Source organism: Acinetobacter sp. Li1LvA2, from assembly GCF_056156705.1.
On sequence record NZ_JBSICF010000009.1, the window covers coordinates 1 to 23,173 of the forward strand.

General features: G+C 32.5%; 18 protein-coding genes and 1 pseudogene. 12 read left to right on the forward strand and 7 right to left on the reverse strand.

Going from position 1 to position 23,173, the window contains the following annotated elements:
- The 8 genes from ACS604_RS15925 to ACS604_RS15960 form a co-directional block, all read left to right on the forward strand.
- On the forward strand, positions 1–2,251 hold a 2,251-nt coding region (locus tag ACS604_RS15925), incomplete at its 5' end, for a BapA/Bap/LapF family large adhesin (protein WP_474772226.1).
- A 115-nt stretch (positions 2,252–2,366) separates the two neighbouring features.
- Positions 2,367–4,025, forward strand: a complete 1,659-nt coding sequence (locus tag ACS604_RS15930; RefSeq protein ID WP_474772228.1) for a glycoside hydrolase family protein — start codon at positions 2,367–2,369, stop codon at positions 4,023–4,025.
- Positions 4,026–4,028: 3 nt separating this feature from the next.
- Positions 4,029–4,754, forward strand: coding sequence for a CatB-related O-acetyltransferase (locus ACS604_RS15935; RefSeq protein ID WP_004794365.1), 726 nt, complete (start codon positions 4,029–4,031; stop codon positions 4,752–4,754).
- Positions 4,755–4,757: 3 nt separating this feature from the next.
- Positions 4,758–5,552 (forward strand): serine hydrolase, encoded by a 795-nt coding sequence (locus tag ACS604_RS15940; protein WP_440202982.1) that lies wholly within the window; start codon positions 4,758–4,760, stop codon positions 5,550–5,552.
- On the forward strand, positions 5,552–6,601 hold the full coding sequence (locus ACS604_RS15945) for a YheC/YheD family protein (protein ID WP_116772764.1): 1,050 nt from the start codon (positions 5,552–5,554) through the stop codon (positions 6,599–6,601). The genes ACS604_RS15940 and ACS604_RS15945 overlap by 1 nt, the downstream gene beginning before the upstream one ends.
- 10 nt (positions 6,602–6,611) lie before the next feature.
- Positions 6,612–8,126 carry a glycosyltransferase gene (locus ACS604_RS15950; RefSeq protein ID WP_440202983.1) on the forward strand — a complete coding sequence of 505 codons (1,515 nt, stop codon included), beginning with the start codon at positions 6,612–6,614 and terminating at the stop codon, positions 8,124–8,126.
- Entirely contained in the window at positions 8,080–9,069 is a 990-nt protein-coding gene (locus tag ACS604_RS15955) for a hypothetical protein (protein WP_174742407.1), read from the forward strand. The genes ACS604_RS15950 and ACS604_RS15955 overlap by 47 nt, the downstream gene beginning before the upstream one ends.
- 480 nt (positions 9,070–9,549) lie before the next feature.
- Positions 9,550–9,957 (forward strand): hypothetical protein, encoded by a 408-nt coding sequence (locus tag ACS604_RS15960; protein ID WP_004794355.1) that lies wholly within the window; start codon positions 9,550–9,552, stop codon positions 9,955–9,957.
- A 91-nt stretch (positions 9,958–10,048) separates the two neighbouring features.
- On the opposite strand, the gene ACS604_RS15965 is transcribed toward ACS604_RS15960, so the two are convergent.
- Both ACS604_RS15965 and ACS604_RS15970 read right to left on the reverse strand, forming a co-directional pair.
- Positions 10,049–10,417 (reverse strand): hypothetical protein, encoded by a 369-nt coding sequence (locus tag ACS604_RS15965; protein WP_004794354.1) that lies wholly within the window; start codon positions 10,415–10,417, stop codon positions 10,049–10,051.
- A 576-nt stretch (positions 10,418–10,993) separates the two neighbouring features.
- Positions 10,994–11,581: a recombinase family protein gene (locus ACS604_RS15970; protein WP_034596371.1), complete on the reverse strand. Its 588-nt coding sequence runs from the start codon at positions 11,579–11,581 to the stop codon at positions 10,994–10,996.
- Positions 11,582–12,382: 801 nt separating this feature from the next.
- On the opposite strand from ACS604_RS15970, the gene ACS604_RS15975 reads away from it, so the two are divergent.
- Positions 12,383–12,967: a recombinase family protein gene (locus ACS604_RS15975; protein WP_004794350.1), complete on the forward strand. Its 585-nt coding sequence runs from the start codon at positions 12,383–12,385 to the stop codon at positions 12,965–12,967.
- A 702-nt stretch (positions 12,968–13,669) separates the two neighbouring features.
- Here ACS604_RS15975 and ACS604_RS15980 read toward each other — a convergent pair.
- The 3 genes from ACS604_RS15980 to ACS604_RS15990 form a co-directional block, all read right to left on the reverse strand.
- Positions 13,670–14,953 carry a ribonucleotide-diphosphate reductase subunit beta gene (locus ACS604_RS15980; protein ID WP_174738671.1) on the reverse strand — a complete coding sequence of 428 codons (1,284 nt, stop codon included), beginning with the start codon at positions 14,951–14,953 and terminating at the stop codon, positions 13,670–13,672.
- 138 nt (positions 14,954–15,091) lie between these two features.
- On the reverse strand, positions 15,092–15,226 hold the full coding sequence (locus ACS604_RS15985) for a preprotein translocase subunit YajC (RefSeq protein ID WP_081399196.1): 135 nt from the start codon (positions 15,224–15,226) through the stop codon (positions 15,092–15,094).
- Between the two features lie 54 nt (positions 15,227–15,280).
- Positions 15,281–18,112, reverse strand: a complete 2,832-nt coding sequence (locus ACS604_RS15990) for a ribonucleoside-diphosphate reductase subunit alpha (protein ID WP_004794340.1) — start codon at positions 18,110–18,112, stop codon at positions 15,281–15,283.
- A gap of 353 nt (positions 18,113–18,465) precedes the next feature.
- On the opposite strand from ACS604_RS15990, the pseudogene ACS604_RS15995 reads away from it, so the two are divergent.
- The 3 genes and pseudogenes from ACS604_RS15995 (at position 18,466) to bfmS (ending at position 21,044) form a co-directional block, all read left to right on the forward strand.
- Positions 18,466–18,649, forward strand: a pseudogene (locus ACS604_RS15995) (hypothetical protein).
- Entirely contained in the window at positions 18,646–19,362 is a 717-nt protein-coding gene (gene bfmR, locus ACS604_RS16000) for a response regulator transcription factor BfmR (RefSeq protein ID WP_003653488.1), read from the forward strand. Before ACS604_RS15995 ends, bfmR begins: the two are co-directional and overlap by 4 nt.
- A 32-nt stretch (positions 19,363–19,394) precedes the next feature.
- The gene (gene bfmS / locus ACS604_RS16005) at positions 19,395–21,044 is read left to right on the forward strand and encodes an ATP-binding protein (RefSeq protein ID WP_213072133.1); all 1,650 of its coding nucleotides are present in this window, start codon (positions 19,395–19,397) and stop codon (positions 21,042–21,044) included.
- Between the two features lie 22 nt (positions 21,045–21,066).
- Here bfmS and ACS604_RS16010 read toward each other — a convergent pair whose 3' ends face one another.
- Complete coding sequence (locus ACS604_RS16010; RefSeq protein ID WP_002120022.1) at positions 21,067–21,420, reverse strand: hypothetical protein; 354 nt, start codon at positions 21,418–21,420, stop codon at positions 21,067–21,069.
- A 91-nt stretch (positions 21,421–21,511) separates the two neighbouring features.
- Complete coding sequence (locus tag ACS604_RS16015; protein WP_474772230.1) at positions 21,512–22,930, reverse strand: GGDEF domain-containing protein; 1,419 nt, start codon at positions 22,928–22,930, stop codon at positions 21,512–21,514.
- Positions 22,931–23,173: the final 243 nt, after the last annotated feature.

The window sequence follows — 23,173 nt, forward strand, 5'->3', positions numbered from 1 at the left end:
TAGCGACAGTGACTCTGATTCGGACAGCGATTCGGACTCTGACAGTGACTCGGACTCTGATAGCGACAGCGACAGCGACTCTGATAGCGACTCAGACTCTGACAGCGACTCGGACTCTGACAGCGATTCGGATTCTGACAGCGATTCGGATTCTGACAGCGACTCGGATTCTGACAGCGACAGTGACTCAGACTCTGATCTGGTTGCGAATGATGACTTGGCAACGCTTGATGCTAATATCGATCCAACTACAAGCCCAGTACCTACACAATCTAAGACATCTGTAGTTTTACCTTCTTATGATGGTTTGATTCTCGATTGGACATGGGCTGTGAACAACGCCTTGCAAGTAGAAGTTCCTCAAGGAACACTTCAAGATTTCAATATTGATATCAGTGGTTTGTATTTGGGTGCAGGTATTGTGAGTTTAGGCCTCGATGTTCTTCGTTTGAATGAAAACACTGGTCAGTATGAGCTTTATGAGCATATTCCAAATGCTGGAACTGCTTTTGCAGCACTTGTAGGATTCTATACAGGTGGCACCACGATTAATGATTTACCTGAAGGTCAATATGCCATCGTCATGACAAATGACCAAGGACTTAACTTTACAGGTTTAGGTTTCCCAACTTTAACAATCCCATCAGGTGGTGTAGCAACTGATTATGGTGAGGTTGTTGTAAGTGGTAACGTCATTGTTCCTGAGGGAGCAGGGGATGTAGCGGATGTCGATCCTGAAGGTCAGCCATTAGTCGTTACGCAAGTAATCTCTGAAACGGGTAACACGTTAACTGTTGATCAATCTGTTAATGGTTTCCAAAAAATAGAAGGTGCTTATGGTGACCTGTATATTGATAAGGATGGGAATTATGAATACATCCGAAATCCGGAAATTCCTAACTCAGTAGGCAAAGTCGATACGTTTACTTATACAATTCAAGATGTTGATGGAAATACGGCAACAGCTAATCTTAATATCCGAATTGATAGTTCTCAAGTAGACATTAATTGGCCAACTGATCCTACTTTGGATGGCACAGTTGACTTAGTTGCTACTAATGACAGCAATGGAGCTCAAGTAGATTATAAAAACTTTGTTGAAACAAAATCGGCAGATCTTGGTTCAATGACTGCTTCCGTTACTCGTACTGGTAGCTTATTTGGTGGTTATACTTATACGCGTAATCCTGGCACGGATACTTCAGATGTTATTACTGTAGATAAAAATGCGTCAGCTGTCTTATCTATTAAAGTTACTACAACTGATTCATCTGGCGCCAATAATGATACCTTTGGTTATAGCGTACAAAAATTGGTAGGTGGTAGCTGGCAAACTGTATATGTTTCACCAACTACAACTTATAGTCATCCATTCCTAGGGGGGTCAAATGCTACGATCATTGATAATAGTTATTCGATACCAGCGGATAGTGTGGCGACACAATGGCGTGTAATTTATACAAGTACTGAAAGTAATGAGTCATTCCTTGTTAATGGTACTAATTCAACTTCAGTTCAAACTTCAGTTCAACCAACACTGACACATTATGATGCATTTACTGCTTCTGGAGAATTTACTCCAGCTACAGGTAATGTAATTACAGATGATAGCGGTAATGGTACTGATGTAACAGGCGGTATAGGTACTAAATTATTTGTAGAAAATGCAGCTGGAGTATTTGTTGAAGCTACTGGTCAAACTTTAGTTTACAGTAATGGAACATTAAATATTGCAGCAAACGGCACATATACATTTACTCCAAATGCCACAGCAGAGGGAAGCCAAACTACAAGTTTTAATTATAAACTTATAGCTGCGAATGGTGATGAAAGTAATGTTGCTGCATTAACAATTAATTTGGGTAGACATTATGAAACTGGCGCTGGAAATGATTTAATTTCTGGCACATCAGGAAATGATGTTTATACAACTAGTACTGGTGCAGATACAGTTATATTTAAGCTTCTTAATGCAACGGATCCTACAGGTGGAAATGGTTTAGATACCTGGAGTGATTTTAATAAAGCACAAGGAGATAAAATCGATATAAGTAGTTTATTATCGGGTCAGTCTGTTAATAATACAAATATCGGTCAATATGTAACTGCTACACAAGTAGGTGGTGACACAGTAATTAGTATAGATAGAGATGGAAGTGGAACTTCTTATAATTCTACAGAAATCTTAACTCTTAAAAATACTAATACTACAATTGATGAATTGCTACAAAATAGTCAAATATTATTTTAATTTGATTGTTTGAATAAAAAGAGGATCTACGGGTCCTCTTTTTATTTTGTTTAAATAATTTTGAAATTAAATGTGATATGTTATAATAAGTTAAAAGATTTTTTGAAGTGATAATATGGAAATTAATACATATAGTAAATTTGAGGAATTCAAAGAAAAATTAAAAAACTGGTTGTTAATTCAATTGAAAACTCATTCTGAATATGAGAATGGTATGTGTATTTTTTTATCTATGGGTGATAATAAAAAAAGATGTGAAGTATGGAACACTTTTGATAAAAATTTTAATACAGTGTTAAAAAGAATATATTCATTTTTGGATAAGTTATATTCTAAAAACAGAAGAATACCTGAGTTTTTTAAAATAGATATTGCATGTAATATTAGTGAAGAGAGCTGGAGTGAAGTTGACTTTGATGTTTTAAATCAAGAACATAATAATCACTACAGGAAAGGAATTAGCTTTGATGATAAATTTCACATATGTTTTCTAGAGCAAGAAATATATGGGAAAGCTATTATAAAAGGTATTTCTTTTGATAAACCTAATTTTTTTGATGAAAAAAACCTTAATGATGCAATAAAATCTAAATATAAAAATATTACTAAGGTATTTAAACTAGATGATATAAAAAAAGTATGGGTTTTTGATACTGTATCTGCTTTTTATGAAAATGAGAAGTTTATTGATTTACAGACTGGAGGAGTTGTAAACGGAATAAGATATAAGTCTGAAAATTATAAGGACGAAATAAAAGAACTTATTATTAATAATTCCGAGTTTTTATATAATCAAATTTTGGATGATGGTCGTTTTATTTATGGTTATTTCCCAGCTTATGATCGAGAAATTAAGAGTTATAATACTGTTCGACATTGTACGTCGATATATGCATTATTGGAAACATTAGAAGTAGTTTTTAATAAAAAATATTTAAATAAAATTGAAAAATCTATTGAATATGCCTTTGATAATTTTTATAAAATTATAGAAGAAAAAGGATTTATGATTGATGGTGAACAAGATTTAGAAATAAAATTAGGATCAAATGCAACTGCAATTTTTATGCTTGCTAAATATCAAGAAATAACTGGTAATGATAAGTATTTGAAAAATGCTGAAATGCTAGCAAAAGGGATACAATATATGATTGATGAATATGGTCAAACTAGCCATATTTTAAATTATCCGTCATTATGCGTAAAAGAAAAGTTTAGAATTGTATATTACGATGGAGAAGCTGCTTTAGGGCTCCTACGTTTATATCAGATTAATAAAAATAAAGACTTACTTGATACTGTTAAGCTAATGTTTGATAATTTTATTTCTAAAAAATATGATAAATATCATGACCATTGGTTGAGTTACTGTACAAATGAATTAACAAAAATCTGTCCAGAAGAAAAGTATTTTAGATTTGGAATGAATAACTATCTTAATCATATGGAATTTATTAAAAATAGAAAAACTGCTTATGCAACATTTTTAGAAATGATGATGTCAGCATATAAAATGGTTTCATATATGAGAGATAATGATTATCTCGAGTTGTTTGAAGAAGCCAAGTTTAATGAATTAAAAGAATTAATTAAATATAGAGTTGAGTTCCAGCGTTCTACAGGATTTTTTTATCCTGAATTAGCAATGTATATGGCTAGGCCAGATAAAATTAAGAATGCATTCTATGTTAGACATGATCGTTTTAGAGCACGAATAGATGATCAAGAGCATAATTTATCTGGTTTAGTAGCTTTTTATAACTATTTTGAGTGATATATGAAAAGACAATATAAAGAGCTAAAAAAAGTTATGAGTGAATATCATATATATTTTACTCGTAATGGTAACTCAAGATTCCTCGACGAAGATTACATTAATTTTCTCGAAAAAGTAGAAATTGAACCCTTTTGCGCATTTTTAGTCGGTAACAATATTTGGAATATGGGAGCATTTTCCTATAGTTGGTCTCTATTGCCAATTACTACTAAAGTAGGTCGGTATTGCTCAATAGCAGAGGGAGTAAGGGTACTAGGTTTAAGGCATCCTCATGAATGGCTAACGACTTCAGCAACAACATATGATCGAAATTTTATAATTTATCAAAAATATTTAGAAATTAATAAGATGGATCAAAATGCTCGAAGGTTACCAAATAATATTGAACAAAAAGTATTGGATATTGGACATGATGTTTGGATTGGGGCAAGGGCATTGTTGAAACCAACAATAACTATTGGAAATGGGGCAGTAATTGCTGCAAATTCAGTCGTTACAAAAGATGTACCACCTTATGCAATTGTGGGTGGTAATCCAGCCAAAATTATAAAATTCAGATTTGATGAAGATACTATTGATAGATTATTAGAGTCAAAATGGTGGGAATATGGATTTTCAGACATCCAAAATCTAGAAATAGATAATATTCAATGTTTTCTAAATGAATTTGATTTTCAAAAAAATAATATAGAAAAAATGAAATTGGAAAAATTAATAATGGAGTAAACTATGAGCACTATTACAAGTACAGATACGAAAGTAATAGGATTAACTGAATTTAATTCAATTATGAAAAAAATTGAGAGAATTTCTGCTAAATCTTTATCAATCTTTATTATTGATAATGAGCATATTATTGAAGTTTATTCTAAGAATAAAAATATCAAAATTGTACCTGGTTCAGTTATAAAATTATTAACATTATTTTTAGTATTTGATTTAAATATTTCTTTAAGAGAAATTGTAAGAGTTAAAAAAAATAATTTAATAGTTGGGAGTGGTTATAATTTATTTGAAAATGATCTTATAACAATCAATGATTTACTTAAAAACATGATATTTAAATCAAGCAATACGAGTGCCGAAGTCTTAAAAGAAGTAATTGAAGAAAAAACGAATATTTCTTATGAAGAACATGTAGAAAGATTAATAAATAGAATTGGGATGAAACTTACAAATATTTTAAATTCGCATGGTTTATATAAAAGTAAACAATATACAACTGTCGATGACTTATTAAAATTAGTTATTAATATATTAGAAAATAAAAAAATAGAGTCTTTTCTATTTTATAGTCATCAGAGTATTGTTGTTCAAAGAAATAAAAGTTATGTCAATATTGATTTTGATACTAATGAAAGAATATTTATTAAAACAGGAACACTTTTTCCTAATGTATTTAATAGCGTACAGATAGTAAAAAAACGCAATAATTATCTTATTGCTTGTCTAGGATATTCAAAAAATGATCACACTAGATTGATTGATCAAGAAATGATTAATGATTTAATTGGAGTAATATAATGTCTGTATTTGGAATTTTAAAACCAGCAAAAAATTTAACTGATGTAGAAGAAATCTTCATCATTGTTGCTCAAAGCCGTGGGCATGAAGCTTATGTTTTTACAGCAAAAGATGTGTGTTTTGAAACTGAAAAGGTGATAGGCAAGACTATATTAAATGGAAAAGTTTTAGAAAAAGAATTTAACTTTCCTAATGTAATTCAAAATAGACTCGCTGTTAAGGCAGAAGATAAGGAAATATATTTAAAATTAGCAGAAAGAATTCCTTTTACATCAAATAGAATTGGGACAAAAAAGAATGTTGATCTAAAACTTCAGAAAATTGAAGATATTAACGAATTTTTGATAAGTGTTGAGGACTGTAAAGAATTTGAGGATCTTTTGGGTGCAATTCAAAAATATAAAAAAGTTATACTAAAGCCCTTATCAAGTAATCAGGGGAAAGGAATTTTTTCCGTCGAGTTTTTAGATAAAAAATATATAGTAAAACAGTTAGATAGAAAAAATGAGTTTAATAAAAATGAATTGAGAAGTTTTTTTGATAAAGAAATTAAGAATAAAGGCTATTCTCTAAGCAGATATTTCAACAGTTCTACAAATAATGCACTCAACACAGTCTTCCGGATGCAAATTAGTAGGGGGGCTGGTGGTAAGTGGAAATTAATAAAATTTTTCCCTTATGTAAATATTAATAAAAATATTGATATTACGAATGGTATGCAAGGAGCATTAATCACAACACGTGAAAAATTGTTTTTAGAACAATATTATCCAAACTCATTTGAAAAAATTAATAAAAGTATAAAGAAAATTTTCGAAAAATTTCCACTCGCTTTTCAAAAGCAATATGCATGGCGCTTAGATTCATTAGGTTTAGATTTAGGTATCGATCAAGAAGGGAATATTGCTATATTTGAAGTTAATGCAGGGCCAGGAATTGGATTTATGGCTTATCCGGTAGCAAAAGCTCAGGTTGATTATTACGAATGGTTGCAAGAAAATGCAAAACCACCTTTCAAGAATAACTTTTTACCTATAAATCTAAGATAAGAGAATTATAATGTTAAAAGAAAAGGGTATATATATGCTTTATCCTGCAATTAAGCCGGAAAAAAATGGTCTATTAATTGCGCTAATAAAAAGAGCAGATTTATTTAGTAGAAATGGAATTAAAGTAAATATATGTACTCTTTCCTATAATCCTATGGTTAATCTTCTTTATAAGGATTTGTATACAAGCAAATTGTTAGATTTAGATGCAAGTAAAAATATTAATTTTTTCAATTTATATTCTTACTATCAAAAAAGCAAATTTTCAATTGATTTTAATCCAGAAGATAGTAGTAAAATTACCATCGAAGAAAAAAATATTGAAAGTGATAGTTTAGGAAATATTAAAGTTTTTGATGATAGAAATAAACTCTGCAAATATTATGTTAAAAATAAGCAAGGTCTTTTGAGTCATATAAATATTTTTGAATCTGGCAAAATAGTTAAAAGATTAAAATTTAATGAAAAAGGGATTTTAAGCTCATCACAAGTTTTAGATAGTAACAGATTAATTCTTGCTGAAGATTTCTATGATATTAATAATCATCTTGTCCTATCACGAAATTATAATAAGGAAGGGAAGATTGTTAGTCTATATTTGTATGAAGACGGTGGCATAATTTCACGAAAATTTAGTTCGGAAATTGAACTATTTGAATATACTTTATCTAAAATTAATGCAAATGAGCATAAGATTTATATTATTGATAGAGCTATAGTTTTTGCAAAAAATATACTATTGAATAAAAGGGAGAACTCTACTGTTATTGGCATTATTCATGCCGCACATTATTCAAAAGCTAGAGAAAAAGATTCAAAAACTAATGCTCACTACAAGAGTTATATTGAGAACTTAGAGAAAATAGATCATCTCATATTTTTAACAGAGAAACAAAAAAATGATTTTAGTGAAAGATTTGGTTTCTATCCAAACTACACTGTTATTCCCCATTTTTATAAAAAAGCAACATTCGAAAATAGCTTAAATTCCAGACAAAAATATAAGTGTGTTTGCTTAGCACGGTTTGATAAAGTAAAAAGATTAGATCTACTTATAGAATTATTTGGTGAAATTCATAGAAAAGTTCCTAAAGCAACCCTAGATATTTATGGTTTTGGACCTGAAAAGGAAAACTTAATAAAAACTATAGAAAATAATAATTTGGTAGGTGTAGTACGGCTATGTGATTTCGTTTCTGATGTAAATTCTGTACTCAAAAATGCAGATCTAATGTTATTTACTAGTGGATCTGAAGGATTCTGTATGGCTATATTGGATTCTTTAAAAAATGGTTGCCCAGTAATTTCTTTTGATATTGATTATGGTCCAAGTGAAATGATTATTAATGACTATAATGGCTATTTGATTGAAGATAATGACAATGAGAAATTTATTAACTCTACTATAGAATTATTGAATAACAGAGAGAAAATAAGTTTCTTCCATAAGAACTGCGCTAAATCTGTATGGAGATTCAATGATGAAAATAATTTTAAGTTATGGAAAAATATTATCTTTAAATAATATTTTAAAGATTATTTTCTTTTTTGGAGTCTCATTAATGAGCTTGGCTTGTTTAGCGGCGGACAAAAAAAATATGACGGTCGATGAAGAAAAAAAATATTATAAATCTGCAAAAGTTAGGGTGATTTATAGCCTGAATGAGATAGAGCAGACAGATATCAATAAAAATAATATTCCAGATTATGTAGAAAATATTGCAATTCAAGCTAATGCAACTATAGATGCACTGGACTATTTAGGTTTTGTTAATCCTCTTAATAGCCCTCGATATAAATCTCAAGTGAATTATATTGATATTCATGTGGTTAGCATAAGTTATAACGGTATTGCTTACGATAAACCTTACCTAGCTAGTTTTGATGGAATAAAAAAAGATAAAGCATTATTGATTAAATTAAACAATAGATTAGAAAATTTTCCAGGAAATTACTGGACTGTTGTTGCTCATGAGATATTTCATCTTTATCAATACGGATATAGTCCATTAAAACCAAGTTGGTATCTTGAAGGTATGGCAAATTGGTCGGAAAGATTATTAAGAAAAGATGATATTGATAGAAAGGGTAGAATTCTTTTACCAACTACTACTAGTAGTTTACAAAATAACATTTATCAAATACCTTACAATAAGTTGTGGTATAGATTAGCTTTTTTGTCTAATAAAATGAATGACATTAAATTAAATTTGCCAGACAGTATAATAAAACGAAAATACGTTGATGGGAGCCCAGTTTTTAAAGATAATTCGTTCTCTGGTTATATATTTATGAGAAATTTTTTATCAAATTTATCATTAGTAGCAAATGATAGGAAGCTTTTACTTCCTTTAAATAAATATAATAACTTTTATAATTCTTCAATAATTGTTAATTGTCTTAAAAAAACAATAATAGAATCTGGCATAAAACTAGATTCTGATGAGAAGGACTTCTTAAATTTATAACTTTAATCATACTACAAGTTTTAGAACTCTTTTCTTAAAATTTTAGTAATAATTATTTGTATTTAAAACATGTATTTAAAACATTTTTTAAGATGTGCGTAGCTTTAGTGTATGTAAAGTAAGAATATTTTTTTTAATAGGGAAAAATATTTTGAACTTAATTAATTCATAATTGATACTGATGCATTCTCATGTAAATATAATCTTGAGGGTATTAATTATATAACTATCCTCGTATTTCAGGTTTGAGTGATGTTCACTAAGTCCACCGCCTTTTAGGAGGTGGACTCTTCTTAATTAATAGAGAACTTGGAATTATATTGATTTCTTTTATCCTAATTTAAAAGGGTAAGATTAAATTTCACTTAAAATTATTTTATTGATATATCTATTGTTGATAATCCTAATTCTATAAAATTTATTTTAAGAGGGATTTTATGAAAATGGATATTTAAATATTTAACATGAGGATTAAAATTAATGAAGAATTTAATTCTAACTCAGCTCGTACTTACATTGACACTAATCTTGATAGGATGTGTTAATCAGCCATATGGGCATCAATCAGTTTATTCGCCAGCTTCTATTAATACCATTGCTAGTCATAAATTGTATTTGATAGCAGAAAAATCAGGCCATCCTAGCTTAGGTACTGGTGAAGTTACAACAGATAAAGCTACTCAATATGCAAGTAATCATAAGAAAACAGTGATTTGTGATAAACATCATTACTATGCAGCGAGTGATGTTAGTAGCGATGTGAAACAGACAAAGATTACTTTAGTAAGTGGTGAGAAGATTAATGTCTCTAAATCGTGTTGGGTAGAAGATGCGAACCCACAAAATTCAATTTACGTTTCTAAATCATCTGTCAGCCATGGTTTTTGATAACTAAGTATAAAAAAGTAGACTAAGCTTTAGGTAGCTTAGTTTTTTTATGAATTATTCAAATAATTTTAAGATCTTGTCTTTAAATCCATTAGCTATTTAAACTAAAGCAATTGATTGATGCGATAGCTTGAAAATAATCTTTATATAATTCTATATTGGAATCTATTAGTTTGTTTTTTTCAATTTTTATTAAATATAGCTTATTAATATTTACTTCATTATGACTTAAAATAAACTCTATTATAGTACCTATTTCATCTTTTTTATTTAATTTTACTATAAAAACAGAAAAACCTATTTCTTTCATTCTTTTTGCATAGAAGTTAGCATAAGTTTTTGTACTTTTCATTAAACCTGTATCAAAAATAATAATTGTTGGAAAAGGTCCAATTCCTGTGGGAATATAAATCTTACCTGTTGTTGAGCCTATTAAAAAATTCAAAAAAATATCATTCATATTAAATATTTATCATATTTTAAAATAAATAAATTTTCATAACAAATGCTTTAAAAGCATAAAATCGCTTTTTTAAAGCTAAAATTTATAAATTTCAAATGGTTGAATTGTTAAGTCAGTGTTTTAAATTGATTTTGATTGTCAAGATTTTCTTGATAATTGGATCATTTAAATTTATGCAAAATAACTCTACGATGTAAATATAACATAATCAATAGTAAATATATAAAATATTTTTTTTTAATATATTGAAAATAAGTATTATTTGTACTTATTGAGCACACCTCTATTTAGTAATTATTCTATAGGGAAATAATTATGATAGAAAGTTTAAAAATTACTTTTAACAAATCATAGGAAAAAGTAATTTATAATAAACTATTTCTAGATTTAGATCGTAAAATATTATTTAATTTCAAAGGGTTGAGCATATTTTTTCTGGGCTTGAAATTTAATATTATCTCGAATTAAGTATACTTGGTAGTCTAATACTTATTAAAACTAAATTAATCATTACTTTCCTTTTTATATTATTCCATGTGCATATAATAGAGTCTAAAGTTAAAAAAATAATGATTACAATGCATTACCTTTCGTTGCATTATTTAAAATCCTTTGAATTACTGTTCTTGTAACTGAAAATTCTTTAGCGAGTGAATAGACACTATAACCTTTCTTAAATAGTTCAATTACTCTATTTTTTTGTTCATTATTTAATATTTCTGGCCGACCAACTTTTCTTGTTGGTTTTTGATCCTTCAACCTCTTATTGTCCGACTTGAACAACTTCTCAAATTCGGCTGATAATTTGAGAAAATGGAGGAAGAAAATTTTCAAATCACCATTAATTTCATTTTTAGAATAATCCAAGCAAATTAGTCGGATTTTTTTTTGATCAATTTTATCAACTATCCCTAAAATTTCTTCAAAACTATTACCCAAGCAATCCATGCTTTTTATCACTAAAATATCGCCTTCTTCTAATGAATAACTTATTAAGTTAAGAAATTTATCTCTATAAATAATAGATTTATCAACAGATACTTCTTCTACTACTAATCTATTCTTTTGAATCTTATAACCATACTCACTAAAAAAGGAGATATATCTAGAAAATTCAAATTGCAAATTAGGCTCTATTCTAACATAGGCATATGTACGCATATTAAAAACACCAAAATTAAACAAAAACAAAACAAATCTTAGCATCTTATTTTTTTAAAAAAAACATGAACTAAATCACAAAAGTGTACTATACAGTGTTTAAAACATATTAATTAAATGCATAGTTAAAGCATCACTGTTCATCAGATTTTTTATTATTATTATATTAGTTAAGAATTTTATGAGTTTGTTGTGGGTATTTTTTTTCATGTTTAATTACCTTGTTACTAAGTCTTTCTAAATTTAATATTAATCTAATATTAAAATCTAGCTTTATTTTTTTACTGGATTAATTTGAATATATATAACATAAAAAAGTAGTATATGGCTAATGATGTAATGTTATTTTTTTCAATATCTTTATGATAAATAAGTGTTTTTTTATTTTTACTTTGTGTTTAAATTTATTAAAATAAAATGCAGGTTTTAAAACATCTTCGTATAATGATTTATGAAAAGTTATAATTTTAAATTTTCTTAATTTTTAAATTTATATCATTTATTTTTTCGTTTTGTCTCTATTTATAATATTCTTATATTACTTTATAAGATCTAAATTTAAATATTAAAGTACTTTTCTACTAATTTGTTATTTATATAATGTTTTAAAATATTATATTTTTAATTGTTGTGATGGTTGAGCTTTTAAAATAGTAGAAATGTGAAAATTATTACACTACTATAAAACTATGAAATTAATAAACTAATTATATAACAATCAATAAGTGAAGAACTAAGAGTATATTTTAAATTTACTTTAGTAGACATACTTCACTTCGCTCTAAGGGATAGGGGGGAGCTATGCGTATTTATGCATATATACGAACAAATTCAAATATTGAAGATCTAGGAAAAGAAAAAGAATCTTTTATTTCCTTACTAGAAAGCTTTAATCACAAAGTTCATCCCAATAGAGTAATTTTTGAATTGGTAGCAGTAGATAAATCTATTGCTATAAGGAATATTTTTTTTAATCTAATTAACTATTCCTTGGAAGAAGGTGATTTTCTCATTGTTAAAGGGATTGATTGTCTTGGGAATAGTTTTCAAGAAATATTATCTACAGTTATCTTAATTGAGAAAATGAAAATTAAATTAATTATATTGGATTATGCGAATTTTGAGTTGAAAGAAGATATTAAAAATAACTTTATCCATTTTATAGAAATTTGCATTGCTTTTGAAAAGCTTTTTATATCTAATCAAGTTACACAAAAAAATCATAGATTATCTAAAAAGGTAGGTAGACCTGAAAAATTAACGGATTCTCAAAAACAGGATGTTATTAATAAATTTAAAAAAGGATTTACTGTATATTCTTTAGCTAAGGATCTTGCTGTTTCAAGGACTGTAATACAAAGAGTAATTGAAAAATCCAATGATTAATTTTGTGAGTAATATTAAATCTAATAATAGATTGAAATGATTTATTTTTTGTTACGTATTAAATTGTGTTTTTATTTTTAATTTAATGCATATTAAATTAAAAATTAATTTTAAAATTAAATTCATATTGATATTTTTATTTTTTATTCATATTGTTGTATGTGTTGTATAAAATAATTTTAATTTATTAAAAGTTATCTATTTAGTTGATTTTTATGATCTGGTAAAATTAAATATGGATAAGAGTATTGATTTAGAGAAATGGAAGTGCTCTAGATGTAATGGTTTTATTGTAGTTGATCATTCAAAAATTCAAAAAGAAGATTCTGTACAGTTTGTATATAGACGAATAACTAATAATGATTCTATTTATTTTATTTATAGAGTTGGTCTAGTGGTTAGCCGAAAGGAAAAATTATTAACTATTAAATATAAGAGCAGGTTATATAAGGTGCTGGATAGTGGTACTTATCCTGTAAATGCTCCAGCTCTTATTGTCTATAATATGTTTTGGATTTGTGGTTGTTAGTGTCTGAATATTAAAAATGCTTATTTTATTCAGTTGAAATTAATATAAATTTAAATTTATATATTGTTGATTTTGTTATTTATTTTATCTGCTATTTTTCTAATTTAATGAAATATGTCTTAAATAAAAAAACCGCTATAGATAGCGGTTTTTTATTCAGCAGATGCTTAAACTTACCAGCTTAACGCACCACCAGTTTGGTAGTCAGTTACGCGAGTTTCAAAGAAGTTCTTCTCTTTACGTAAGTCCATCATCTCAGACATCCACGCAAATGGGTTAGTTACACCAGCAAACTGCTCTGGTAAACCAAGCTGCGCTAAACGACGGTTACAGATGAATTTCAAATATTCTTCCATCATGCTTGCGTTCATGCCCAATACACCACGTGGCATAGTGTCACGCGCATATTCGATTTCAAGCATTGTGCCTTCAACAATCATTTGAACCACTTCTTGTTGGAACTCAGCGCTCCAAAGGTGAGGGTTCTCAATCTTGATTTGGTTAATCATGTCGATACCAAAGTTCAAGTGCATAGACTCATCACGCAAGATGTATTGGAACTGCTCAGCAACACCGTTCATCTTGTTACGACGACCCATACTCAAAATTTGAGTAAAGCCACAGTAGAAGAAGATCCCTTCAAGAACACAGTAGAACGCGATCAAGTTACGAAGTAAACGCTGGTCGTTTTCAGGTGTGCCTGTGTGGAAATTAGGATCAGTTAAAGATTGAGTATATTTCAATCCCCACGCTGCTTTACGCGCAACAGATGGAACTTCACGGTACATGTTGAAGACTTCGCCTTCATCCATACCTAAAGATTCGATACAGTATTGATAAGCGTGAGTGTGAATCGCTTCTTCAAATGCTTGACGTAAGATGTACTGACGGCATTCAGGGTTAGTAATGTGGCGGTAAATTGCCAATACTAAGTTGTTTGCAACCAAAGAGTCAGCAGTCGAGAAGAAACCTAAAGAACGCATAACGATCGTACGCTCATCTTCAGTTAAGCCGTTTTCAGACTTCCAAAGCGCGATGTCTAGGTTCATGTTTACTTCTTGCGGCATCCAGTGGTTTGCACACCCGTCAAGATATTTCTGCCAAGCCCACTCATATTTAAATGGAACAAGCTGGTTCAAGTCAGCACGACAGTTAATCATTGCTTTGTCGTCAACTTGAACACGTTGCGCGCCCATTTCCAGCTCTTCAAGGCCAGGGGCAACGTCTAAGTGTTCTAAGGCTGCAGAGGCTCTAGCCACCGTATCGGAGGCAACTGTTGGTCGCACGGAATGGGTTCCAGCGGATTGTGGAGTTGCCACGCTCTGCGATGATGACTGCGCAGCAGATACATTCTGCGAATCAGACGTTTTTTCCGGTTGGATGGGCGCAGACTTGTGTTCAGGTGCAGCCGGTTTTTGCGAATCATCTTCAAAATCGTCCCAACTAAGGATAGACATTTTTGTTCTCTCTTCGTTGTGTATATCTATATTTGACATCTCTTAAACGAAGATGTCCCTACTATACGCTTTTAATGTGTAAACAAAATTAAGTTTTATTGATGCATGACCAAATTTTGGGCCTCTGGTCTCTACTCACTACAACTTATTTTGCTTACGCTGTTGCTTACGTATTGTGAAAAATGCGTAAATCAGCGGTATATAAAAGAAAAGAAAGGCAAAGATTAAAACTCCAACACCAAGCATATAGTTATGGCTGAGATGAAAAAGCATAATCTTTACCTCTTAAAATTGCTCTTTAGTGAAAAAGAGCAATTTTATTGAATGTTATTGGCAAGCTTCACAATCTGGGTTGTCGATTGAACAAGCCATTGGAACTGGAGCCGCTTGGGTAAAACCATCTTCTTCAACAGCTTCTGGTTTTTTCGCTTCTACAACAGGGGCAGCAACTGCCGCCGCTTCAACAGTCGCAGGTTTAACTGCGTTTAAAGCACCTGTGTTGATTGTAGATTTTTCAGCAGAAGTTGCGCCTAAAGCTCGGAGGTAATAAGTCGTCTTAAGACCACGTAACCATGCCATCTTGTAAGTGATGTCAAGTTTCTTACCATTAGCACCAGAGATGTAAAGGTTAAGAGACTGAGCTTGATCAATCCACTTTTGACGGCGTGATGCAGCATCAACGATCCAACGTGTATCTACTTCAAATGCAGTAGCAAAGATTGCTTTTAATTCTTCAGGAATACGAGCAATTTTTTGTACTGAACCTTCAAAGTGTTTCAAGTCATTAACCATCACTGTGTCCCAAAGACCACGATCTTTTAATGCACGAACGAGGTAAGGGTTAATAACAGTGAACTCACCAGACAAGTTAGATTTCACATATAAGTTCTGGAATGTTGGCTCAATAGACTGAGAAACACCACAAATGTTAGAGATGGTTGCAGTAGGAGCAATCGCCATCACGTTTGAGTTACGCATACCGTCTTTTTGAACTTTGGCACGTAAAGTGTCCCAGTCTAAACGTTGAGTACGGTCAACTTCGAACATACGCTCTGGACGAGATTTCGCAACAATTTCTAAAGAGTCGATTGGAAGGATACCTTGATCCCACAATGAACCTTTAAATGTCGAGTAAGAACCACGTTCAACAGCCAAGTTGCTTGAAGTTTCAATCGCGTAGTAGCTAATCACTTCCATTGATTCATCAGCAAAATCAATAGCAGCGTCTGAACCGTAAGCGATGTTCATTTCATATAGAGCATCTTGGAAGCCCATGATACCCATACCCACTGGGCGGTGTTTCAAGTTCGAGTTTTTCGCTTGTGGTACAGCGTAGTAGTTAATGTCGATAACGTTATCGAGCATGCGTACTGCTGTTTTAATTGTACGAGCTAACTTTTCACGGTCTAACACACCACCTTGAACGTGTTGTACAAGGTTGATTGAGCCCAAGTTACATACTGCGATTTCGTCTTGATTTGTATTCAAGGTAATTTCAGTACATAAGTTAGATGAGTGAACTACACCAACATGTTGTTGTGGTGAACGTAAGTTACATACATCTTTGAACGTAATCCATGGGTGACCAGTTTCGAACAACATAGAAAGCATTTTGCGCCATAAGTCTTTAGCACGTACTTTCTTGTGTAGCATGTTGGTTTCTTTCGCTACAGACTCATAGTAAGCATAACGCTCAGCAAATTCAGCACCAGTTAAGTCGTGCAAGTCTGGAGTTTCAGAAGGGGTAAATAGTGTCCATTCACCATCTTCAAATACACGTTGCATAAACAAGTCTGGAACCCAGTTCGCAGTGTTCATGTCGTGTGTACGGCGACGGTCATCACCAGTGTTTTTACGAAGTTCTAAAAACTCTTCGATGTCTAAGTGCCAAGTTTCTAAGTATGCACACACGGCACCTTTACGCTTACCACCTTGGTTTACTGCAACAGCTGTATCGTTCGCAACTTTCAAGAATGGAACTACACCCTGAGACTTACCGTTTGTACCCTTAATGTAAGAGTTCAATGCACGTACAGGTGTCCAGTCATTCCCTAAACCACCAGCCCATTTAGAAAGCATAGCGTTGTCACGCATTGCGCCATAAATGTCATAAAGGTCATCACCAATAGTTGTTAAGTAACAACTAGAAAGCTGTGGACGTAACGTACCTGAGTTAAACAGGGTAGGCGTAGACGCCATGTAGTCGAAGCTAGACAATAAGTTATAGAATTCGATTGCTCGTTCTTCTTTATCTTGCTCATTTAACGCAAGACCCATCGACACACGCATAAAGAATAATTGTGGTAATTCGAAGCGAACGCCGTTTGAGTGAATGAAGTAACGGTCAAATAGAGTCTGTAAACCTAAGTAAGTAAACTGATTAGAGCGTTCTGGCTGAATTGCTGCTGCCAGTTTCTCTAAATCGAAATCAAGCAAGTCTGGTGAAAGCAAGTCAAGCTCTACACCTTTTTTCAAAAAGGCTTCGAGTGCATTGTTTTCAGGCGTATCTGTAGGTAAGCCTAAGAATGCTAAACCTGTGCTCACTAATTCACTAGAAAGCAAACGTGCAGTTACGTAAGTATAGTTTGGTTCTTGTTCAATACGAGTACGTGTTGCCATCATCATTGTAGTGGCAATATCAGACTCTTTTACGCCGTTATATAAGTTTTTAACGGTTTCATCGACAATAGCTTGAACGTCAATACCTTCCAAACCTTCAGCTGCTTTCGCTACAGTTGCTTGCAATGCACTTAAATCAAGTGGCTGAAGCTGACCGTTAGCATCGGTCACTTGTAACGTAGGATGGTGGTTTGAGTTTGTTTGCTGACGAGCAGTAGTACGTTGTTCGCGGTAAATCACGTAAGCGCGGGCAACTTTCTGTTCTCCGGTACGCATTAAAGCAAGTTCAACCTGATCTTGAATTTCTTCAATATGGATCGTACCGCCTGATGGTAAACGACGAGTGAAAGTATTTAATACCATTTCCGTCAGTTGGGTAATACGGTCGTGAATACGGCTTGAATCCGAACTCTGTTGACCTTCCACAGCAAGAAAAGCTTTACCAATCGCAACAGAAATTTTCTCTGCATCAAATGCAGCAACATCTCCAGTGCGTTTGATCACCTGAATTTGACCGGGAGTCGAAGTAATTACGCTCATGCCAGCATAGCTCCATTGTCACTTTTGTTATGTTTATAGACCGTTTGAACCGAGCAAAAAGTATGCCACGATGTTTGAGGGATAAACACAAGACTTAGTAGTTAAAGTTTATTTTGAACACAAGATACGGGATTTTTCATAGCAGATCAATCTTGACTTTTTAGTAATTTTTTATCTGTATGATTTGATGGGAGATAGCATAGCAAAGCTGTTAAAAAACACTTATAGATAAGTTTGTGGATAACTCAAAAAACAAACACTTAAATAAATTTAAACTAAACAGAGAAATAATTTGTTTAATATTCATACATTGGAAATATGAATAGAATATGAAATTTAATAACAATAAATAAATGTTAAAAACATGTGAAAATTCAAAGGCTAATAAAATGCAACAAAATACGATTGTCATGTATCAGTTTGGTGAACGCCTACTTGTTTACAATGTAAACGTGTGTATATTGCAAATGATAAACGAATGTATCTGCAAGATTTTTAAGATGCATTGAAACGAGATTTATAGGGGCAATGATATGAGCCAAGAAGAAAAGTTACCAAAGATTCTGATCGTTGAAGATGATGAGCGCTTAGCGCGATTAACTCAAGAATATTTAATTCGCAACGGTTTAGAGGTTGGTGTAGAAACTGATGGTAACCGTGCAATTCGTCGTATTATTAGTGAACAACCAGATCTAGTGGTCTTGGATGTCATGTTGCCGGGTGCCGATGGCTTAACTGTTTGCCGTGAAGTTCGTCCACATTATCATCAACCGATTTTGATGTTAACTGCACGTACAGAAGATATGGATCAGGTACTTGGTCTAGAAATGGGTGCAGATGACTATGTTGCTAAACCAGTTCAACCACGTGTGCTATTAGCGCGTATTCGTGCACTATTACGTCGCACAGATAAAACTGTAGAAGATGAAGTTGCACAGCGTATCGAATTTGATGACCTTGTAATTGATAATGGCGGCCGTTCTGTAACACTGCATGGTGAGCTTGTTGATTTCACTAGCGCAGAATATGACCTATTATGGTTGCTTGCATCAAATGCTGGCCGTATCTTATCGCGTGAAGATATCTTCGAACGTTTACGTGGTATTGAATACGATGGTCAGGACCGTTCAATCGATGTCCGTATTTCACGTATTCGTCCAAAAATTGGTGATGATCCTGAAAATCCAAAACGTATTAAAACAGTACGTAGTAAAGGTTACTTGTTCGTTAAAGAAACCAATGGGTTATAAGATCTGAATAAACTTCCTATAAGGTTGGTCGAGTGTTTAAACACAGTATATTCCTGCGAATCTATGCGGGACTGGTAATTCTTGTTGTTTTGGTTGCGGTTTTTGGTTATTTGCTTGTACAAATTATCAATTATCAACGTGCTCAAGAATACCGTGAATCCTTAACTGATGGGATTTCTTATGTCATTAGTGAGGGGGTCGCTCGACAACCGGGGAAGCAACAGAAAATAGACTGGGTTTCAGATGCATCAGATTTATTGGAACTTCCAATTTATTATACTGATGCAAGCAAGGTTGAGTTATCTCGTACCGAGAAAAAACGGATCGAAGCTCAAAAGTCTGTTGTCCGTTACGATGCTAGTAATAGTATCGCGTATATCATTATTGGTTTACGTGACGATCCTCAGCACTTTTTATCGATAAAAGTAGACAAAATTAGTGAGCGCCAAATGAAGGCTCTCCCTATTTTTGTACTTGATTATCTAATGTTTTATCCGGGGCAAGAGCAAGAATATCTTGCCAAGATTCAAAAACATTTTTCATATCCAATTAATATCTACAATATTCAAGATATTAATCTAGACTCTGAGCAAATTGGTCGTTTACGCCAAGATCAAAGTGTCATGTTGTACAAAGATAGTGCAACAATGCGTGGCACAACCATTTCAATCGTATCTCCAATACCAAATCATCCTACACAAGTTCTGGTTCTTGGACCGGTTCCAATGTTTAACTGGATGCCTTTACAGCTTTCTGCCGGAATTACCTTATTTAGCCTATTCTTATTGAGTTTGGGGGTTTATGGTCTCATTTTGCCGTTAGAGCGTAAAATTCGCCAAGTACGTTATGCGTTAAATCGTATGAAGTCAGGTGACTTGTCATTGCGTGTTCCTATCGAGGGAAGTGATGAAATGGCAAACTTGGCGTCAAGTTATAACAATATGTCTGATCATATTCAGCGTTTAATTGAGGCTCAGCGTGAGTTGATGAGAGCTGTATCTCATGAGCTTAGAACACCAGTTGCTCGTATCCGTTTTGGTACGGAGATGTTGGCAGAGGAAGACGATTACAATCATCGTATGCATCAGGTCGATATGATTGATAAAGATATTGAAGCGCTCAATACTTTAATTGATGAAATCATGACTTATGCAAAGCTAGAGCAGGGTACACCTTCATTAGATTTTGCTGAAATTACGCTATTTGATGTATTAGATCAGGTTGCGGTAGAAACCGAAGCTTTAAAAACGCAAAAAGAAATTGAACTTGTTGCTCCTCCTGTTTATTTGAAAGTCGATGCAGAGCGCCGTTATTTACATCGGGTGGTTCAAAACTTGGTGGGCAATGCCGTTCGTTATTGTGATAACAAAGTTCGTATTACAGGTGGTGTTCACAGTGATGGCATGGCCTTTGTTTGTGTTGAAGATGATGGTGCCGGAATTCCTGAGCAAGATCGTCAAAGAGTATTTGAAGCCTTTGCTCGTTTAGATGACAGTCGTACGCGTGCGTCAGGTGGATATGGCCTAGGATTGTCTATTGTAAGTCGTATTGCTTACTGGTTTGGTGGTGAGATTAAAGTAGATGAAAGTCCTACCTTAGGTGGAGCTCGCTTTATCATGACATGGCCTGCAAAACGCTTTAAACAACCTCCTTTGAAAGCCAATAAAAAAGCACCTTCATAAAGGTGCTTTTTTATTGCATTACTTATAATTGAGTTGCATCTGGTTCCAAAATAGGTTTCCCGCTTCTTAAGCTGGTCAACGCATCGGAATTAAAGTCGATCAGTAATGAATTGTTTTTTGCATCAATCTGGTATTTTTGAATAAGAGGTTGATCTCCATTAAGCGTTTCTATTTTATATTCATCTGCAATATGCAAAATACCTTCTAGGTTTGTTGTCGTTGACGCAAAATCCTGTCTAAATATTTCATAGACATCTCGCAAGTCAAAAATTGCATTGTTCGCATCTGGATGTTTGTGAATATAGCTTTCTATATGTCGCACAAGTAACTGCGCAAACAAGTAGTAGTTTGGTTTGTGCGTATATTCTAGAGTCATGCATTTTTCTCCTTATTATCTGTTATTAGCATACATGGCAAAACACAGGTTATTGTATAAAATTCATTACACTAGATGATTAAATGAAAACCTATAAAGATATAAAGACCCGATTACGCCCTTGGCGTTTTGCTTGGTATAAAGCGTCATCTGCTTCTTTAAATAAATTTTCAATCGCTCTATGTGATGAAGGGGAATATAAACTTATACCAATACTGACTTGTATAAAAATTGGTAATTTCCCATAAATATAAATCGGTTGCTGACTAATTTTAATTCGTATTTGCTCTGCAAGGTCAAACGCACTCTCTTTTGTAGTATCTGCAATGAAAATTGCAAATTCTTCACCGCCAAATCGTCCTAATAAATCATGAGGATGCAAAATATTTTGAATAGTAGTGACACAGGTTTGTAGGGCGCGATCACCTATTTGATGACCGTAGTTGTCATTAACTTGTTTGAAATGGTCTACATCAAGCATGAAAAAGGCTGAGGTTTTATTTTCTTTATACACTTTTTCTTGAAGTAGTCTGACCGACTGCAAAAATTGGCGTCGAGTGAGACTTGAGGTTAGCTCATCATGCGCAATCGCGTGTTGAAGCTTTTGAATTAATTCTGAGTGTAAAACACTAATACTGGAAACCGTAAGAGGGGCAATCGTCATCATGATTAACCCAATACGAATTGAAATCGTATTGCTGAAATAGTCATTTGGATAGAGTAAAAGATAATGTCCAGAAACATGATAAATAATGTAGGCACTCGTAAGACTTGTAATGAGTGCAACAACAATAGGTTTGTAGCGAATTGCACACCAAATCAGTGCAGCAATTGGGTAGAGTAGCGAACCGGGTCCAGAGTCATAATAACTGGCTGCAATAGAAATGAGGACAGCCCCGAAAGGTAAAAGATCGGTTGCTTGTAAGCCACGATTTCTTGAAAAATAATGTTTTATCTGACTATATTGAGGTAAGTTCAATATGATCGGTAAAAGAAGCAAAGCATTTTGCAATTCTGAAGTGAACCAGTAGCCAAATTCATCCCACAAACCACCCAGCATAAATTTAGTATTAAACATGGGCACGAAAGTTGCTGCAAACAATCCACCTGCTACGCTTCCTACTCCGCATAAAGCAAATAAAAAAAGGTAAGAATAACCTCGATAGGCCGCTTTAATATGCTGATTAAAAAACATATAGAGTGCAAATGTAGTAACAACATAAAGAAAATTTGACGTTGTTAAAACGAGTGTAAGAGCAAATGGAGTACCCTGAAGTAGATCGGCGATGACATAGCCGCTATAAGCCCCTACAAATGAGCTTAATCGCCGTGTGCTTGGAAAACGAATAAGTAAACCAAGCAAAACCGAGTTAGCGGGCCAGAAGAACGCGAGAAAGCTTAAAGGACGAGATGCAATGCCAATAAAACAACATACTGCAATAATGAAGCTAAACAGGAGAAAAATTTTTAAAGAGGAGAAAAATGAAAATTCACGAAGTGAGTATGGCATCAGCTGCCCTTAATGATAAATACTCTTATCCAAGAGTAATAAAATATTATGCATGACTAAACATTCATCATAATTCAGAGGAGAAGCTGAATACAATAAAAAACAAACTAATATTATAAAAAAGTAAGTTATTAAAACTTAATAGTCGATGAACTGTGTAAATATTCTAAAATTAAAAAATGAAAAAAATCATCATAAACAAAAAAACTATTAAATAAACCGATTATGTGCGGTGAAACCCCC

What these genes read in the sequence shown, in the direction of transcription:
- ACS604_RS15950 (WP_440202983.1), top strand. Translation starts at nt 6,612, where the DNA reads ATGTTAAAAGAAAAGGGTATATATATGCTTTATCCTGCAATTAAGCCG.
- ACS604_RS15930 (WP_474772228.1), top strand. Translation starts at nt 2,367, where the DNA reads ATGGAAATTAATACATATAGTAAATTTGAGGAATTCAAAGAAAAATTA.
- ACS604_RS15965 (WP_004794354.1), bottom strand. Translation starts at nt 10,417, where the DNA reads ATGAATGATATTTTTTTGAATTTTTTAATAGGCTCAACAACAGGTAAG.
- ACS604_RS16015 (WP_474772230.1), bottom strand. Translation starts at nt 22,930, where the DNA reads ATGCCATACTCACTTCGTGAATTTTCATTTTTCTCCTCTTTAAAAATT.
- ACS604_RS15970 (WP_034596371.1), bottom strand. Translation starts at nt 11,581, where the DNA reads ATGCGTACATATGCCTATGTTAGAATAGAGCCTAATTTGCAATTTGAA.
- ACS604_RS15985 (WP_081399196.1), bottom strand. Translation starts at nt 15,226, where the DNA reads ATGCTTTTTCATCTCAGCCATAACTATATGCTTGGTGTTGGAGTTTTA.
- ACS604_RS15945 (WP_116772764.1), top strand. Translation starts at nt 5,552, where the DNA reads ATGTCTGTATTTGGAATTTTAAAACCAGCAAAAAATTTAACTGATGTA.
- ACS604_RS15935 (WP_004794365.1), top strand. Translation starts at nt 4,029, where the DNA reads ATGAAAAGACAATATAAAGAGCTAAAAAAAGTTATGAGTGAATATCAT.
- ACS604_RS16010 (WP_002120022.1), bottom strand. Translation starts at nt 21,420, where the DNA reads ATGACTCTAGAATATACGCACAAACCAAACTACTACTTGTTTGCGCAG.
- ACS604_RS15975 (WP_004794350.1), top strand. Translation starts at nt 12,383, where the DNA reads ATGCGTATTTATGCATATATACGAACAAATTCAAATATTGAAGATCTA.
- ACS604_RS15990 (WP_004794340.1), bottom strand. Translation starts at nt 18,112, where the DNA reads ATGAGCGTAATTACTTCGACTCCCGGTCAAATTCAGGTGATCAAACGC.
- ACS604_RS15955 (WP_174742407.1), top strand. Translation starts at nt 8,080, where the DNA reads ATGATGAAAATAATTTTAAGTTATGGAAAAATATTATCTTTAAATAAT.
- ACS604_RS15980 (WP_174738671.1), bottom strand. Translation starts at nt 14,953, where the DNA reads ATGTCTATCCTTAGTTGGGACGATTTTGAAGATGATTCGCAAAAACCG.
- ACS604_RS15960 (WP_004794355.1), top strand. Translation starts at nt 9,550, where the DNA reads ATGAAGAATTTAATTCTAACTCAGCTCGTACTTACATTGACACTAATC.
- ACS604_RS15940 (WP_440202982.1), top strand. Translation starts at nt 4,758, where the DNA reads ATGAGCACTATTACAAGTACAGATACGAAAGTAATAGGATTAACTGAA.
- bfmR (WP_003653488.1), top strand. Translation starts at nt 18,646, where the DNA reads ATGAGCCAAGAAGAAAAGTTACCAAAGATTCTGATCGTTGAAGATGAT.